13 protein-coding genes are annotated in these 15,362 nt (G+C 47.9%); 2 read left to right on the forward strand and 11 right to left on the reverse strand.

Going from position 1 to position 15,362, the window contains the following annotated elements; genetic code table 11:
- Positions 1-73: 73 nt before the first annotated feature.
- The 7 genes from MWG26_RS19690 to MWG26_RS19720 form a co-directional block, all read right to left on the reverse strand.
- On the reverse strand, positions 74-1,684 hold the full coding sequence (locus MWG26_RS19690; protein ID WP_025655926.1) for an ABC transporter substrate-binding protein: 1,611 nt from the start codon (positions 1,682-1,684) through the stop codon (positions 74-76).
- A gap of 136 nt (positions 1,685-1,820) precedes the next feature.
- Entirely contained in the window at positions 1,821-2,690 is an 870-nt protein-coding gene (locus tag MWG26_RS19695; protein ID WP_025655925.1) for an aldose 1-epimerase family protein, read from the reverse strand.
- A gap of 87 nt (positions 2,691-2,777) precedes the next feature.
- On the reverse strand, positions 2,778-4,052 hold the full coding sequence (locus tag MWG26_RS19700; protein WP_025655924.1) for an L-cysteine desulfidase family protein: 1,275 nt from the start codon (positions 4,050-4,052) through the stop codon (positions 2,778-2,780).
- A gap of 337 nt (positions 4,053-4,389) precedes the next feature.
- The gene (locus tag MWG26_RS19705; protein ID WP_025655923.1) at positions 4,390-4,632 is read right to left on the reverse strand and encodes an HPr family phosphocarrier protein; all 243 of its coding nucleotides are present in this window, start codon (positions 4,630-4,632) and stop codon (positions 4,390-4,392) included.
- Between the two features lie 504 nt (positions 4,633-5,136).
- Positions 5,137-6,219, reverse strand: coding sequence for a trigger factor (tig, locus tag MWG26_RS19710; RefSeq protein ID WP_025655922.1), 1,083 nt, complete (start codon positions 6,217-6,219; stop codon positions 5,137-5,139).
- A gap of 265 nt (positions 6,220-6,484) precedes the next feature.
- Positions 6,485-7,963, reverse strand: coding sequence for a cardiolipin synthase (cls, locus tag MWG26_RS19715; protein ID WP_025655921.1), 1,479 nt, complete (start codon positions 7,961-7,963; stop codon positions 6,485-6,487).
- Positions 7,964-8,148: 185 nt separating this feature from the next.
- Positions 8,149-8,508, reverse strand: a complete 360-nt coding sequence (locus MWG26_RS19720) for a hypothetical protein (RefSeq protein WP_025655920.1) — start codon at positions 8,506-8,508, stop codon at positions 8,149-8,151.
- 163 nt (positions 8,509-8,671) lie between these two features.
- Between MWG26_RS19720 and MWG26_RS19725 the strand changes: the two genes are divergently transcribed.
- Positions 8,672-9,097, forward strand: coding sequence for a hypothetical protein (locus MWG26_RS19725; protein ID WP_154253349.1), 426 nt, complete (start codon positions 8,672-8,674; stop codon positions 9,095-9,097).
- A gap of 91 nt (positions 9,098-9,188) precedes the next feature.
- On the opposite strand, the gene MWG26_RS19730 is transcribed toward MWG26_RS19725, so the two are convergent.
- The 4 genes from MWG26_RS19730 to MWG26_RS19745 all read right to left on the reverse strand — a co-directional run bounded on the left by MWG26_RS19730 (position 9,189) and on the right by MWG26_RS19745 (position 15,136).
- A complete protein-coding gene (locus tag MWG26_RS19730; RefSeq protein ID WP_025655918.1) occupies positions 9,189-9,647 on the reverse strand; it encodes a YwiB family protein in 459 nt (152 codons plus the stop codon).
- Positions 9,648-9,656: 9 nt separating this feature from the next.
- A complete protein-coding gene (gene murI / locus MWG26_RS19735; RefSeq protein ID WP_025655917.1) occupies positions 9,657-10,484 on the reverse strand; it encodes a glutamate racemase in 828 nt (275 codons plus the stop codon).
- 13 nt (positions 10,485-10,497) lie between these two features.
- A complete protein-coding gene (gene pfkA, locus MWG26_RS19740; RefSeq protein WP_025655916.1) occupies positions 10,498-11,517 on the reverse strand; it encodes a 6-phosphofructokinase in 1,020 nt (339 codons plus the stop codon).
- Positions 11,518-11,662: 145 nt separating this feature from the next.
- The gene (locus MWG26_RS19745; protein ID WP_117440595.1) at positions 11,663-15,136 is read right to left on the reverse strand and encodes a DNA polymerase III subunit alpha; all 3,474 of its coding nucleotides are present in this window, start codon (positions 15,134-15,136) and stop codon (positions 11,663-11,665) included.
- Between MWG26_RS19745 and MWG26_RS19750 the strand changes: the two genes are divergently transcribed.
- Entirely contained in the window at positions 15,122-15,280 is a 159-nt protein-coding gene (locus tag MWG26_RS19750; protein WP_153920582.1) for a hypothetical protein, read from the forward strand. The genes MWG26_RS19745 and MWG26_RS19750 overlap by 15 nt on opposite strands.
- Positions 15,281-15,362 lie beyond the last annotated feature (82 nt).

The raw sequence follows: 15,362 nt of genomic DNA on the forward strand, positions 1-15,362 counted from the left end.
CTCCACTTCTGTCTCTCTAACGGGAAAACGGGACGCTTTCTTGTAAGGCAGCGTCCCTGATCTCTATTTCTCTTTATTCCCACGACCACTGATCGACATTGTTAATGATGGACCAGCCATGCCCGTGGGGATGTATTTTCTGTTCTGCAATCTGAAGCCCGTCCCTAACAAAATAAAGATGATCCACATTGCACAGCCAGATCCACGGAATGTCACCGTCCTGCGTAATCCCCTGCGTACCATCCCACTGTGCCTTCTGCCACAGCTCATAGGACTCCTCCAGAGTGCCTGTCTCCAGTGCTTCATCCATGTACTTGTCAACCGTCTCATTTGCGTAAGGCGAATACTCTGCCTGGCCTATGCCGGTATCCGAAAGTGTATGGTAAATGTTATAGAGCTCCATCGGTGTATGTGCGCCCCAGCCCCAGATCAGCGGTTCGGACTGTGCGCGGTCATAGGCTGTATCCCAGCCTACACCCTCGGTGGTCACGTCAATGCCCAGCTCCTTTAACTGGTTCGCAGAATCCTCCGCCAAAGCCTGGCGTACAGAATCTCCACTGCTGAACATCAGAGTAAACGCCGCTTTCACGCCGTCTTTCTCCCGGATGCCATCCTTCCCTTCTTTCCAGCCTGCATCGTCCAGAAGTTTTCTTGCCTCGTCAGGATCGTATTCCACTTCGCAGGCGCTGTTGTACCATGGCAGTTTATCGCATACGCTAAACGCTGTTGTACCATGCCCGTTCAGAACATTATCGATCATCTCAGCCCGGTCAATTCCGATATTGACCGCCCTTCTTACATTAACATCGGCTGTGAATGCATTACCATATGGAATGCCGTCCTTTTCTTCCGGTTCGGATGCAGGCAGATTAAATCCACGGTTATCCACGGTCTGCACCGCAAACAGTTCGTATCCGTCCACAGACTGTTCACTGTAGGATGCCGCCGTATGCGCCACGTCAGCCTCACCTGCCATCGCTGCCGCAAGTGCCGCATCCTCCTCCATGAACAGCACGGTTACCTTCTTCATCTTTGGCGCCTCCCCGTAGTAATCCGGATTTGCCTCAAAGATCACCTGCTGTCCCTTGTCCCACTGCTTCATAATGTAGCGCCCTGATCCGATGGGGTTCTGTCCGTAATTTTCATCGTAGGCGTGTTCCGGCACAATGCCCACAATGGCCATGGTATAAGGCCAGATGGAAAAGGGCTTCGTCATCCGGAATTCCACAGTCGTGTCATCCAGCGCAGATGCCCTGTCCAGCATCGTAAAATCATTGACCGTACTTTTTTCTTTGCAGTTATTATACGTAAAAGCAACATCAGACGCCGTCAGCGGCTCACCGTCGGTAAACTTCACATCATCCCGGATCGTAACCGTCCAGGTCAGCCCGTCTTCGCTTACCTGGTAATCAGCAGCCAAATCCTTTTCTATCTTCAGATCCTTTGTCGTCACCGTAAGTGTACTCTGAATGAGAGGCTCATGAACATGCTCCCCCGCGCCCCAGCCATAGGCCGGATCGAACCCGGCTTCGGGTTCTGACGTGGCCGGCATAGTGACTACAACAGAGTCCCGCTCTGCCTCTGCGGCGTTCTCTGCCTTGCTTTCTCTTCCTTGTCCGCAGCCCGCTGACAGACCTGCCATGAGTACTGCTGTGCATACGATACTGATCACTCTTTTCCTCATATTCCCCTCCCATTTTAAGCCGATTTTTGTCCAGTATAGCATCCTCTTTTTTCCGTCACAACCCCCTTGGGGGGATACTTTTCCAAAAGAAAAAACACAGACGGAAATTTCTTTCTGCCGCCTGTGTTCTCCATAATTATGCCACAACAATCTGATATTCCTTTCGAAATGTCTCCTGGCCTTCCAATCGGTTAATCCCTGGTTTTTCGGAAATGTCTCCTGCAAATCCATGATCATCACAGCGCCCGGCCCAAGGCTCCAGGCATACAAAAGGCGCATCCTTAACGGACCAGATGCCAAAATTAGGGAAGCCCTTACAGCAGAGCCCTGCATAAGGGGTCCCATCCTTATGGCAGATCCACACTTCCTCTATCTGCCCATTATCGAATATCAGCGCATCATTGGCAAACAGTTCCTCTGTCAGAGGGTACGTTTCATTTTCCAATTCCATTTTAAAAACCTCATCCGGATTACCCGCGCCGGATTCCGGATGAACCAGAATATACTCCAGCACTTCTTTTCTTGGAAATCTGAGACAGTAATCTTCTTTTTTCTCGTACTTTCCGGCAAAACGAAATGCCGGATGGCCCCCAATCGTAAAATACATCGGTTCATCGGAAGGATTTTTAACTTTCCACTGTACATGCAGCGTCTTTCTTTCCAGCCTGTATGTGATGTACAATTCAAAGTCAAATGGATAAACCTCCTTTGTCTCCTCGCTGGAGTGCAGAAGGAAGCTGGCCGTATCCTCTGTGGATTTGATACAGGTAAATGTGTTATCTCTGGCAAATCCATGCTGAGACGTAGGATACTGAAGCCCGTCTATACGGACCGTATTCTGGTAGGTCTTCCCCACATTCGGAAACAGTACCGGGGAATGGCGCTTCCAGTACAACGGATCCCCTTCCCACAGCACCTCTGTATCCTTTTGTTTGTCAAAGATTCTGGTTGCTTCTGCACCTGCTTCTTCGATGTCCACGCATAGAAATTCATTTTCCAGTCTCATATTCACTGCTCCTCCATTTCTGGTCTGCCGGCCGGTATAGGTCCCTTTTTCTTCTATTATTGATCAGTTCAGAAATATAACCGGTTACTATTCTACCATAATTTTTATGATTTCCTCGTTGGTCTCCCGCATGCCCTCTTTTCCCAAGCGTCCTACATTTGCTATGGTCTTTTCCACACCCTTTGTGATGATTCCATCCCCGCCGTAGAACTGCTGTCCCTGCATGTACATATGATACCCCAGGATTCCCGCATCTACCGACGCTGCTATCTTAGCCGCGCAGGATGCCTTTGCCCCGTCGCAGACCATTCCGGACACGATTGCCAGCGCATTTACCACCGTATGTGTAATCTCTTTATATCCGCCCCCGCAGAGATACGCAATTCCTGCCCCCGCAGCCGCACCTGCACTGACTGCCCCGCAGTATGCGGACAGCCTGCCGATCCCGGTCTTCTGATGGATCGCGACCAAATTGGACAATGCAAGAGCACGGTACATCTTTTCTCTGTCCACGTTCAGTTCCTTTGCGTACTCCAGAACCGGAAGGGAACAGGTCAGCCCCTGGTTTCCGCTGCCGGAATTGATAATCACCGGAAGCTCACAGCCGTTCATGCGGGCGTCTGATCCTGCAGCCGCCATGGCCTTTGCCCGGTTCCTGACATCATTTCCATAGGACTCCAGAATCACGCTTCCGATATTCGCGCCATAATTGCCACGCAGGCCTTCCTCGGCGATCTCGGTATTATAATCAATCTGGCGCTTCAATATGTCACGAATATCCTCAATATCCACTGTCTGTACAAAATCCCATATATCCTCCACAGACAACACCCCGCGGTCCGTCAGGCCCTCTTCGTTCTCCCCCCGCACCGGAATATCCAGCAGAATTTCCCCGTCTTTATCAATATGTACAATATTGGTGTGGTAATTGGCAATCCGCACCTGCGCGTAGGATTCCCCTGCAGAAACAGTTATGATAATGTCAAATGTAATGCCGTTATCTATGTGCTCTACCCGGATCTCTTTCTCATCCAGAAATTCCTGTATTTCTTCAATCTCTTCCCTGGACACTTCTGCAATTACTTCCAGCTCTTTTTCCGGTCTTCCGGCAATGATACCGGCAGCAGCAGCAGCAGGGATTCCTTTTAAATGGTCTGTATTGGGCACTATGACGCTTTTTACATTCTTAATGATACTGCCGCTTGCCCCGATATGGACACGCTCGGGTATACACCCCAGCACTTCTCTGGCCTTGGCCGCCGCATATGCAAGAGCTAACGGCTCGGTACATCCCACTGCCGGAACCAGCTCTTCCCTCAAAATCTGTATATACGCCTGATATTTTTGATCTGTTTTGTTCATCTGTACACGATCTCCTTCCAAAATCTACCGGCACTTCCTGTCCGGTCCGCATATTACAAATGTACACTATTCCGGAGGAAAGTGCAAGAACCATGAGTTACCAGACAACCTAATTTATCGTAACAATTCAGGCGGGCTGGAACTGCTGCGGTCTATTCTCCGTTTTTGTGGCTGCCTCCTGCCTATGCCCATATTTCCTCTGGCAGAAATTATCTGTATAACAAAGTGTGCATCCCCCGAAGGGTTTTTATGATATAGGAAATTCCAGAGGAATTTCCTATATCATAAAAAATCCCCGGCGGTCTATAAGACACCGGGGACTCTTCCTTTCATCTGCTTATGCAATTTTCCTGTCTTTGACATAATTCTGGAGACGATCCAGCAGTTCCTGGCATTCATCACTGTGAATGACAAGCTCTACGCCGTCAGCCTTACTGATTGCAATAACTCCTAACAATGATTTTGCGTCTACTATATTCTTTCCGCTTTTAAGATCCACGTCGTATTCAAACTGGTTGATAATATCCACAAACTCAGTAATATCTTCTGGCTGACGAAAACAAATTCCCAATTTATGCATGTCTTGTTTTCCTCCTTTACTTTGTGTATATGGTTATTTTATCCAGAATACTGGATTTTATTCCCAATGTCCAGGACTTTATTTGTAAATTTATATGTCGTTATTTGCAGAAATTTGTCGAACACCTAAAAACAGACCTTAGCTCATGGGCTTTAGATTCGTGAGCTGATAGAGAATGCTTAATGAAAGGACAGCCGCGAGCCTCCGCAGGAACATACCTGTCCTGAAAAACCGCTAAAACGGATCTTTGTAATTCTAGGCGGGAAACAGCCGTGAAAATGGAGAGATTTTTTGATCCCGAATCAAAAAATCAGCTGACACAGCACGAGAAATCATCAGATTTCTTGAGCTGTGTCAGCTGTGCTCCATTTTCACGGCTGGTTCCCGCCTATAATTACTTAGTTCCGTGTCCGCGATTTTTCAGGACAGGTATGTTCTTACGGAGGCTCGCGGCTGTCCTTTTATTGAGCGTCCTCATCCGTCGAGGCCACACCCCCAGTTCACTTACTTCTCTTCTTCACTGCTCTCAGACTGTTCTACCTGTACGCATTTATCTGCCAGATACTCTGCCACTTTCTGCTGCAGTATCGTTCTCTTGAGTACATCTTCTCCAACCTGCTCTTTGAACTCATCCGCATTCTCATAGCCTGAGCCCTTTGCGTATTCCGCGATCTGCTCTTCATATTCTTTGCTGGACGGCTCCAGTTTTTTCTCCTTAGCAATCAGTTCGCATGCCAAACTTCTCTGTACTGCTGTCTGGGCAGCTTCTTTTGCCTGTTTATTGAAATCATCTTCTGAAAGCCCCATGTACTGCTCAGCAAAATCTTTGAACTCCATACCGTAGGCTTCTGCCATACTGCTGTAATACTCATTGATGGACTGTATCTGATCTTCAACCTGGTCATCCGGATATTTCTTTACCTCGATCTGACCGAGCAGAGCTTCCATCACTTCGTTCTGCAGTGTACTCTCCGCACTTTGTTTACTGCTTTCTTCCAGCTGCTTTTTGATTTCCTTTTTATATTCTTCTACGGTCTTGGACTCTTCGCTGTTCTCTTTTACCCAATCGTCCGTCAGCTCCGGAACGGTAACTACAGAGATTCCGTTCAGTGTGATATTAAATACAGCTACTTTATCGGCCATTTCAGTATTTTTATAATCAGAAGGGAACTTTACCTCAATATCAAACTTCTCTCCTATTTTATGTCCTACGATCTGCTCTTCGAAACCCTTGTAATCTCCGTTTGCCCCGATGAAGCTGTTGGAGCCCAGTTCCAGGCTGGCGCCGGTGGCCGAACCGCCCTCGAACTCTACTCCATCCACAGATCCCTTATAGTCAATATTGACCGTATCTCCTTCTTTGGCTGCCCTGTCCTTGATCTCCTCTGATGTGGATTTTGAAGAAAGCGTGGAATTAATCGTAGACTCAACGCTCTCATCTGTTACCTCGCTTTGTTCCACTTTGGGAACTTCCAGACCCTCGTACTGCTTAACCGTGATATATTCGTTAGAAAGTTCCTTGCTGCATCCTGCCAGTGATGCCGCCATCAGAACGCTTAATGTCAATGCCAATATCTTTTTTTTCATTCTTTCACCTCATATTTTCTTATCTCCGGGCAGACTCCTGCCAACATACTTTGTTACTATACACGGCCTATGACCGTACATAGTAACGGCATCTGGCTCATTTAAAGTCGCCTATGGCGAAGAGCCAGATGCCCGCCCTATCACTTTATTGGCTCGGATGCCGTGCAGCAAAGTGCACGGCCCTGTGAATCGTAATCATACTTTAACGTTATATCATATTTTTTCTTCGTTGAAAAGGTTTTTCATAGTTATTTCACTTTTGTCTTTACAAAAGCGGCGAAAGCAACCGCGAAAACTGCTCTTTGATCCGGATCAGCAGGCTACGCTGGTCATAAACTTTGCGGGTGACATGGGTACATTTCGTCATGTCATTTTCAAATGCACGCTCCAGGCGCTGCACGGTCCGCTCGCTGTAGACAACTGCATTTACCTCAAAATTCAGGCCGAAACTGCGGATATCCATGTTGGCTGTGCCCACACAGGCCACCATGCCATCCACACTCAGGGTCTTTGCATGGAGAAATCCATTGTTGTACACATAGCACTTTGCCCCCGCTTCCACCATGTCTCCGAGATAGGAATAGGTTGCCCAGTACACAAACGGGTGATCCGGTTTGCACGGCACCATGATTCTAACATCGATCCCGGAACGGCTGGCGATCTTAAGTGCATCGAGTATGGAGTCGTCCGGTATAAAATACGGGGTCTGCAGGTATACATGGTCTTTTGCGCTGTGGATCAGGCGCAGATAATTATCGTGGATCGTCTTTATCTGGGAGTCAGGGCCGCTGGAAATAATCTGGACCGGATCATGTCCATTTCGCACGTAATCCGGTATCTCGAAGAGATGATCCTCCAGGAAAAGATTTTCCCTGGCAGCATAATTCCAGTCCAGCACAAAACGGACTGCCAAAGATGTTACGGCAGCCCCCTCTATACAGAGATGCGTATCGCGCCAATATCCAAACTTCTTGCTGTCCAGGCCAAGGTACTCCCGGCCCACGTTGAATCCGCCCACAAAGCCCACGCGGCCGTCGATTACCACAATCTTTCTGTGGTTCCGGTAATTCACACGAAGCTGAAGCTGTCCCAGCAGAGCCGGGAAGAATTCCGCCACCTGCACGCCTGCTTTTTCAAGGCGTTCCCAGTCCTTGTTATGCATGGTCCGGCATCCCATACTGTCAAACAGCACCCGGACTTCTATTCCTTCCCTTGCCTTCTGGGTCAGGACTGGTTCAATTTCCTGCCACAGCTCATCGTTACGGATAATGTAGTACTGCATATGGATGTATCGCTTCGCCTGTTTCATTTCTTCAATCAATGCCCGGAACTTTTCTCTGCCGTCCGTATAGATTCGGACATCGTTGTTGTCAGTCAGCACGGACTCCCCTGCCTCCAGATTGTAAAGAATCAGGTCCTTGAAGCGCGCCATCTCCGGATTGGCAAGCCTGAGCTGTTTTCTATAAATCGTTTCCTCCTGCCTTCGAACGGCATATTTCAGTTCGCCTTCAATCTCTTTCGCCTTAAACATCCTGCTTTTATGAAAATCCTGTCCGATAACCAGATAGAGGAAAAAACCAAGAATCGGGATAAAATAGAGCAGCAGCAGCCAGGTCCAGACTGTCTGCGGAGATCTGCGCTGAAAGAAAATTATGATCAGGGATAGGAGAATATTGATGATAACCAGATTATCCATTACAAAGTTATAAGCCGTTATCAACCCATTCCATATCGTTTCTGCCATATAATATTAACTCCTTTATTCATCGGTATGTAACATATTTGATTATACTATTATATTTCCAAAAAAGTAACCCTAAAATGTGACAGATCATAAATAAACAAGAAAAAACTTACTGTTCATACCCTGCGGACGTGCACAGTAACTGCTGAGCCTGCTTGGCACGTGCCCCTCTTTGAAAAGTTTCTTTATAAATTTAATTTTCTGAGCAGGCTGTATATATCAAGGGTTCCATATCCCCCATTTTTATTGGGGTAAGTGTATCCTTGGTTGCTTCTGTCTGCACCGCGTATGATCAGCCGATTGACATCGTATCCCGTAATGGTCGAATAATATCCCTTTACAACCGCCCATTCGAGCAGCATTGCAATCGTTCCTGCGGCATGGGCTTCCCCAAGTTCACAGGGATAAGGATTCGGATTCAAAACATTTATAATCGAATACCTGTCATTGATTTTTATGGCCTGACCGTTTTCTGATTCTGCATTTCTCACCAGCATATTATCGATAATCAGGTCTAGATAGTTTTCATCTATAATTTTATTCAATATTCTGCCTCACTGTATTTTTAATATATTATATTAAAACTTCCTTATTATAGAATATCAAATTGCTTGCACTTCCCTCCAAAGAATGGTACAATACTACTTGCATAATCGCGGAAAAAGAGTATTTATAGGAGGGTTCATCGTGAGTTTAGGATTGAAAATAATGCTCATTGTCTTGGTAGTACTGATCATCGCATTAATTTTACTGTATATTTTCGGCAAAAGATCAGAAAAAAAGCAGGCAGCACAAAGAGAGCAGATGGAAGCAGCCGCACAGCAGGTAACGATGCTGATTATCGATAAAGGAAAGATGAAGCTGAAAGACGCCGGTTTCCCTTCCGTTGTCGTGGACAATACCCCTAAGTATCTGAGACGTACGAAAGTACCGGTAGTAAAGGCAAAAGTCGGACCAAAGGTAATGACGCTGATGTGCGATGCACAGGTATTTCCTCTCATTCCTATTAAAAAGGAAGTTAAAGCAACCGTAAGCGGCATCTACATAACTGCCGTAAGAGGAGTCCGCGGATCACTGGAAACACCGCAGAAAAAGAAAGGGCTCTTCGCTAGATTTAAAAAGGACAAAAAGTAAATTCCTTATGATAAAAAATAACCGCAGTAATCTGATCATAATCAGAAACTGCGGTTATTTTCTTACAATGGAGCGCAAAGGGGTCAGACCCCTATGAAAAGGGGTCTGACCCCTTTGAGTAAATGTCCATCTTTATTTTACAATCAGCCAATGGTTCATGGTTCACATCCAGTTCGTAATCCACCCTGACTCCAATGTTGTCGTCCGTAACATTTACTTCCATGTTCTTTGTATTCACTCCGATCAGCATCTGCCCATAAGGTGTCTGATAATACGTGAGATTCTTTTTATTCTTTTCAAAAATCATATGGGCATTGGATATACCGGTTTTCATGATCTCCAGGCTGTCTGAACCGGTTATTTTTATTTTATTTTTTATTGTTCCGGGCATGCCTTCCATTACTTCATCATAAAGTACGTAATGGTTCCCGTTCCTGCAGTAATAACTGCCGGGTGTTACGACCTCGATGGCCTCGTTTTCTTCATCCGTCATGCCGGCGATAAAGTCCGTGTGCAGTCCGGATATGCTGACCAATACATCCTTTGTCATATGGTTCACCTAATATTCTTCAATGTTAACTACGTTTGTGGTTGATATGTCAAACGGCATGACCGTGTTTGCAAAATGCCGGAATTTTTCCGCAGCATCGCTGACAAAAAATTCATAACGGCTGTGGGGCTCCTGCTGCCCGCCATTCTCCATATCCTGCTCTTTCAGCAGCTTTTTCAGATCCATGGCTGTCTCATAGGCCGGATTCACAATCTGGATTCCCTCTCCCATGTAGGCACGAATCTTAGACCGAAGCAACGGGTAGTGGGTACATCCAAGTATCATGGCATCGATGTCTGTCTTCTTCATCGATTCCAGATAAAAATCAATAATCTCCCGTGTGACATGATGTTCTTTAAACCCTTCCTCCACGAGAGGGACAAACAATGGGCATGCCTTTTCTATCACCGTTATCTCTGGATTCATGCCATGGATAATCTTCGTATACATACCGCTCTGCACCGTGGCATCTGTTCCGACAACACCGACCTTTAAGTTCTGTGTCGCCTCCACTGCTGCCCTGGCCCCCGGGATAACCACCCCGAGGATTGGAACGTCAAATTCATCGCGGACCGCGTCCAGCGCCAGTGCACTCGCCGTATTGCAGGCAATCACAATGGCTTTTACCTTTTTGTTTTTCAAAAACCGGATGATCTGCTCGGAAAAGCGGATAATGGTATTCTGGGACTTGCTTCCGTACGGAACGCGCGCAGTATCCCCGAAATACACGATATTCTCATTCGGAAGCTGTCTTATCATCTCCCGTACGACCGTTAGGCCTCCAACGCCCGAATCAAACACACCGATCGGCGCCGTTTTTTTACATTCCGCACTCAATGTCACTCGTCTCCTAGATTGCTAATACTTTTGCAATTTCATACTGATGGGCGGGAATCTCTTTCTTCATGGAGAGAGCTTCCTCGATATCATAGTCTACAAATCTTCCGTTCTTATATCCGACTACCCGGTTCGTCTTGCCTGAGCAGAGCAGCTCTACCGCCATGGCTCCCATGGTGGATGCATATACTCTGTCCTTACATGTCGGGCTTCCGCCGCGCTGCATGTGTCCCAGGATCGTTGCCCTTGTCTCAATACCGGTTGCCTCTTCGATTCTCTTCGCCATATTGATGGAGTCGCCCACACCCTCGGCGTTGATAATGATATAATTCTTTTTACCGCGTTTTTTATTCTCCATAATGTCGGAAATAAGGGCTTCCTCATTATAATCTTTTTCTTCCGGCATCAGAATTCTTTCCGCACCATTTGCAATACCGCACCACAGTGCCAGGTATCCTGCATCTCTTCCCATAACTTCAATAATGCTGCAGCGTTCATGGGATGTGGAGGTATCGCGCACCTTGTCAATCGCCTCCATGGCTGTGTTGACTGCAGTGTCAAATCCGATTGTATAGTCTGTACAGGCGATATCCAGGTCAATAGTTCCCGGAAGCCCGATTGTATTCACTCCCAGATGAGAAAGCTTCTGCGCGCCGGCAAAAGAACCGTCCCCGCCGATTACCACAAGGCCGTCAATGCCGTATTTTTTACAGATAGCAGCCGCTTTCTGCTGCCCCTCTTCCGTGCGCATAGCCTGACAGCGTGCTGTCTGAAGAATGGTTCCGCCGCGCTGAATCGTATCGGATACATCGCGTGCTGACAGGTCGATAATCTCCTCTTTCAAAAGGCCATGATATCCTCTTCTGATCCCGCGTACCTTCAGCCCTTTGGAAAGTGCTGTTCTCGTAACCGCACGGATCGCCGCATTCATTCCCGGAGCATCTCCGCCGCTTGTGAGGATCCCGATGGTGCGGATCCGGTCTTCAATCTCTTCCAGGTTTATTTTACTAACCGATGCTTTTGTTTCTGCCATATTTTTATCCACCTTTCTAAAAATACCTACCTAACCAAATGTCGTTTTTCCGCAATTTCCTGAACCCTTGCCATCGGGAGGGCGAAAAAGCCTGCCCTGCAGGGATTGCTTAAATTTTAACACTTTGGGTACTATTCTAACCTATTTATAAATGGTTTTCAATAGGTTTTTCTACCACTTTTACCCGCTTATCCCCAAAATGGTTCATCAACCTGCTTAACACCTGAGGGCCGATACTGATATTACGGTTTCTCGGCAGACGCTTCACCGCCCGTTCCGCCTGGCAGTAGATCACGACCTCATCATCGCCCTCCGAATCCGCAAGGTACCCGTAGACGATCTGCTCTTCTTCCTGAAATGCGTTCTTATCCGGGAACTGGAGCCAAAGCTCTTTCTTTGTCTGTGTAAACGGAATGATCTTCTCACAAATCAGCTTACTCGCCTTTTCATCCTCCTCAGACACTCTCCCTCGGATAAACACCTTATTATCCACTTCCAACAGAGGGCGGTTCTTCTCATAATCCCGCGGGAACACCACAACTTCCACCGTTCCCAGCAGGTCTTCCAGTGTCAGGAACGCCATCATCTGATTATTCCTGGTGTTTTTCACCGTCTTGTCAGTAATCATTCCCCCGATAATCTCTTTGGCGCCGTCACGGACCTTGGGTGTCCCTGTCTCCTCATCCGGCTGAAAATCAGCGGTTGTGGCAGAAATGGACCTGCGCCACTTTTCCTCCTCTTCCTCCAGCGGATGCCCGCTGATATAAATCCCCAGCACCTCTTTTTCAAAAGCAAGCAGATTCTCTTTCGTATACTCGCCTACATCCGGCAGTTTGATTTCAAACTCGCTCTTTTGCTCATCATCCACCAGATCAAACAGTGTCATCTGCCCGGTCATGGCATATTTCTTTTCCTGGTTGACATGGTCCACGATCTGTACGTAAATGCTCATGAACTGTTTTCTGGTTCCACCCAGCCCATCCAGCGCCCCTGCCTTGATGAAGTTCTCAATTACCCTTTTATTGAGGGAATCCTTCACGGACATTCTGCTGATAAAGTCTTCCAGATTTTTAAACGGCCCGAATTCTTTCCGATCCTCGGCAATCGCTTCAATGACAGGCTTTCCTACGCTCTTAATCGCAGCCAGTCCATAGCGTATATTGCCCTCATCCACGGAAAAGTCAGCCACTCCGCGGTTGATATCCGGCGGAAGTATCCGGATGTCCATCTGCCGGCAGGTATAGATATATTCTGCCACCTTTGACGGATTTTCAATCACGGAAGTCATCAAAGCTGCCATAAATTCAACCGGATAATAGTATTTCAGATACGCCGTCTGGTAAGAAACCACCGCATAGGCCGCGGCGTGGGACTTATTAAAGGCGTATTTCGCAAAATCGATCATTTCATCGTAGATCTTATTGGCAGTTTTCTCATTGATCCCGTTAGCAACACAGCCCGGAACCCCGCTCTCTTCGTCGCCGTAGACAAAGGTCTGGCGCTCCTTCTGCATCACATCGCCCTTTTTCTTGGACATGGCGCGGCGCAGCAGATCGCTTCTCCCCAGCGTATAGCCGGCCAGATCACGCACAATCTGCATAACCTGCTCCTGATACACGATACACCCATACGTCGGCGCAAGAATCGGTTCCAGCTGCGGGCAGTCGTAAGTGATTGATCCCGCATCATTCTTTCCCCGTATATACTGCGGGATGAAGTCCATGGGCCCCGGACGGTACAGCGAGATCCCGGCGATAATATCCTCCAGGCTGTGGGGTTTCAGTTCCTTCATAAAGCTCTTCATCCCCGCGCTTTCCAGCTGGAATATACCGTCCGTCTTCCCTGTGCCTATATAGTCCAATACGTTCTTATCATTATAGTCAATCCGATCCATATCCAGTTCCGGGTTCTTATGCCTTACCATCCCAACCGCATTCTGTATCACCGTCAAGGTGCGCAGCCCCAGGAAATCCATTTTTAAAAGGCCCAGCTCCTCCAGTGTGGTCATCGTAAACTGTGTGGTGATGGAACCATCCTGCGCACGGGACAGCGGCACATACTCATCCACTGACTTCTGGCTGATCACAACCCCGGCCGCATGCATGGAACTGTGGCGCGGCAGACCCTCGAGGCGTTTTGACATATCGATGAGATACTTCACCTGCTCATCCGTCTCATAGGTTTTCCGCAGTTCCGGGTTCATTTTCAGTGCTTTATCAATTGTGATATTCAGTTCGGTAGGAATCATCTTTGCAATCGTATCTACAAAGGCATAGGGCAGATCCATGACGCGTCCGACATCGCGGATGACTCCCCGGGCCGCCAGGGTTCCGAATGTGACGATCTGCACTACCCGGTCCTTGCCATATTTGCGTACCACATAGTCTATGACTTCCTGCCGTCTTTCATAACAAAAATCCACGTCAATATCGGGCATGGATACACGTTCCGGGTTCAGGAACCGCTCAAACAGAAGCTGGTAGCGGATGGGATCGATGTTGGTAATCTCCAGGCAGTAGGACACGATACTTCCGGCGGCAGAGCCCCGCCCCGGACCTACCGCGATTCCATGATCCTTCGCATACTTTATAAAGTCCCACACAATCAGAAAATAATCCACATATCCCATATTTTTTATGGTATTCAGTTCATATTCCAACCGTTCCCTCAGTTCCTGGGGCGGCTCGTCATAATGTCTCTCCAGGCCCTCGAAACACAGCTTATTCAGATATTCCCAGGAAGTCATGCCCTCCGGCACATCGTATTTCGGCAGCTTGGTTACGCCGAATTCGATCTCCACCTCACATCTGTCGGCGATCCGCTGTGTGTTCTCCAGCGCCTGCAGCGCATAGGGAAAGAGCTGCGCCATCTCCTCGGGGGATTTGACATAGTACTGTCCGCCCTCATAGCGCATCCGGTTCTCATCATCCAGCTTTTTCGCAGTCTGGATGCAGAGCAGGATATCATGGGGCTTCTCATCCTCCGCGAGAGTATAGTGAACGTCATTGGTGGCAGCAAGTTCGATATCCAGTTCCTCCGACATCTGCAGAAGCCTCTGGTTCACCAGCGCCTGATCCGGAATGCCGTGATCCTGGAGTTCCAGAAAATAGTTCCCTTTCCCGAAAATATCCTGATATTCCAGGGCGGACTTCTTCGCCTCCTCATACAGTCCTTTTGTCAGATACCGCTGTACTTCTCCGGCCAGGCAGGCGCTCAGGGCAATGATTCCCTCGTGGTATTCCCTAAGCAGCGCCTTATCCACCCTTGGCTTATAATAATAGCCTTCCACAAATCCCTTTGACACAATCTTCATCAGATTGGCATAACCTGTATTGTTCTCGGCCAGCAGGACCAGGTGGTAATACCTGTCCTCGCCGCCGTTTACTTCCCTGTCAAACCGGGAATTCGGGGCTACATACACCTCACAGCCGAGTATGGGCTTAATCCCCTGCTTCTTTGCCTCCCGGTAAAAATCTATCACACCGTACATCACACCGTGGTCCGTTATAGCCGCGCTGTTCATGCCCAGTTCTTTCACTCTTGCCACATATTCTTTTATCTTGTTCGAGCCATCCAGAAGACTATATTCTGTATGGACATGTAAATGTGCAAAATTCATTCTTCACCTCTTGCTTCTATCTGCATCCGTGCAGACCTTTCCACTGCCGCCGCGGTCGTCTCTGCCGACAGGCCTTCTTTTGCCGCGGAGCAGACCATCGGATCCCATCTGCTTCACAGAGTGAAAAAGGGCGGTCCCCTGTAAGAGAACTACCCTCATATGCTTCCTTTTTATGTTGATCCAGGACCGCCGGCGCCCTTGCCGGCTATCAGGGACTCACCCGTTA

The sequence above is a fragment of the Faecalicatena contorta genome, from assembly GCF_022835095.1.
Lineage (GTDB): Bacteria > Bacillota > Clostridia > Lachnospirales > Lachnospiraceae > Faecalicatena > Faecalicatena contorta.

Excerpts from the sequence above, each read along its gene's own strand:
- tig (WP_025655922.1), bottom strand. The coding sequence starts at position 6,219 with ATGAAAAAAAAGATATTGGCATTGACATTAAGCGTTCTGATGGCGGCA.
- MWG26_RS19725 (WP_154253349.1), top strand. The coding sequence starts at position 8,672 with ATGCTCATTGTCTTGGTAGTACTGATCATCGCATTAATTTTACTGTAT.
- MWG26_RS19730 (WP_025655918.1), bottom strand. The coding sequence starts at position 9,647 with ATGACAAAGGATGTATTGGTCAGCATATCCGGACTGCACACGGACTTT.
- MWG26_RS19695 (WP_025655925.1), bottom strand. The coding sequence starts at position 2,690 with ATGAGACTGGAAAATGAATTTCTATGCGTGGACATCGAAGAAGCAGGT.
- cls (WP_025655921.1), bottom strand. The coding sequence starts at position 7,963 with ATGGCAGAAACGATATGGAATGGGTTGATAACGGCTTATAACTTTGTA.
- MWG26_RS19745 (WP_117440595.1), bottom strand. The coding sequence starts at position 15,136 with ATGAATTTTGCACATTTACATGTCCATACAGAATATAGTCTTCTGGAT.
- pfkA (WP_025655916.1), bottom strand. The coding sequence starts at position 11,517 with ATGGCAGAAACAAAAGCATCGGTTAGTAAAATAAACCTGGAAGAGATT.
- MWG26_RS19690 (WP_025655926.1), bottom strand. The coding sequence starts at position 1,684 with ATGAGGAAAAGAGTGATCAGTATCGTATGCACAGCAGTACTCATGGCA.
- MWG26_RS19705 (WP_025655923.1), bottom strand. The coding sequence starts at position 4,632 with ATGCATAAATTGGGAATTTGTTTTCGTCAGCCAGAAGATATTACTGAG.
- MWG26_RS19700 (WP_025655924.1), bottom strand. The coding sequence starts at position 4,052 with ATGAACAAAACAGATCAAAAATATCAGGCGTATATACAGATTTTGAGG.
- MWG26_RS19750 (WP_153920582.1), top strand. The coding sequence starts at position 15,122 with ATGTGCAAAATTCATTCTTCACCTCTTGCTTCTATCTGCATCCGTGCA.